Origin of the sequence: Pseudomonas sp. 21615526 (genome assembly GCF_013386245.1) — a bacterium.
Classification (GTDB): domain Bacteria; phylum Pseudomonadota; class Gammaproteobacteria; order Pseudomonadales; family Pseudomonadaceae; genus Aquipseudomonas.
The window spans coordinates 1-829 of record NZ_JACAOM010000242.1; the positions used below are offsets into that span (position 1 = coordinate 1).

At 62.6% G+C, this 829-nt stretch carries 1 pseudogene; it reads left to right on the forward strand.

Going from position 1 to position 829, the window contains the following annotated elements:
• Window positions 1–692: pseudogene (locus HX786_RS31490) on the forward strand (cytochrome c biogenesis protein DipZ); the annotation flags it as partial.
• Window positions 693–829: the final 137 nt, after the last annotated feature.

Sequence of the window (829 nt, forward strand, 5' to 3'; positions counted from 1 at the left end):
ACCCGGTGGCCATCGACAACAACTACAAGATCTGGCGCGCCTTCAACAACCAGTACTGGCCGGCGCATTACTTTGCCGATGCCAAGGGCCAGATCCGCTATCACCATTTTGGCGAGGGTGACTACGCCGAGTCCGAGCGAGTGATCCAGCAACTGCTGCGTGAGGCGGGCGCTACCAAGGTGGCGGGCGGCTTGATCGAAGCCGATGCCAAGGGCATCCAGGCCGCACCGGACATGAACGAAGTGCAGTCGCCGGAAACCTACCTGGGCTTCCAGCGCGCCGAGAACTTCGTGACCACCGGCACCCTGGGCACCGACAAGGTGGTGAACTACCCGGCAGCCGGCAACCTGGCCTTGAACAACTGGACCCTGGAAGGCCAATGGAACGTCGGCGGCCAGCAAGCCACCCTCGCAGAGGCCGACGGCAAGATCGTCTACCGCTTCCACGCCCGTGACCTGCACCTGGTGCTGGGCCCGGGCGCCGACGGCAAGCCGGTGCGCTTCAAGGTCAGCATCGACGGCCAGGCGCCGGGGGATGCCCACGGCACCGACGTCGCACCGGATGGCAGCGGCACCGTGACCGAACAACGCTTGTATCAACTGGTGCGCCAGCCGGGCGCGGTCAAGGACCGGACCTTCACCATCGAGTTCCTGGACCCGCAAGTGGCGGCCTATGCCTTCACCTTCGGCTAACCCATAGCGAAATTTTGCATGGTTAACCCGATCAATGTAGGAGCGGGCTTGCCTGCGATAGCGATGTTGAATTCAACATCGCTATCGCAGGCAAGCCCGCCTCTACATCGATCGGCTTACCCATTCACTATTTCGCT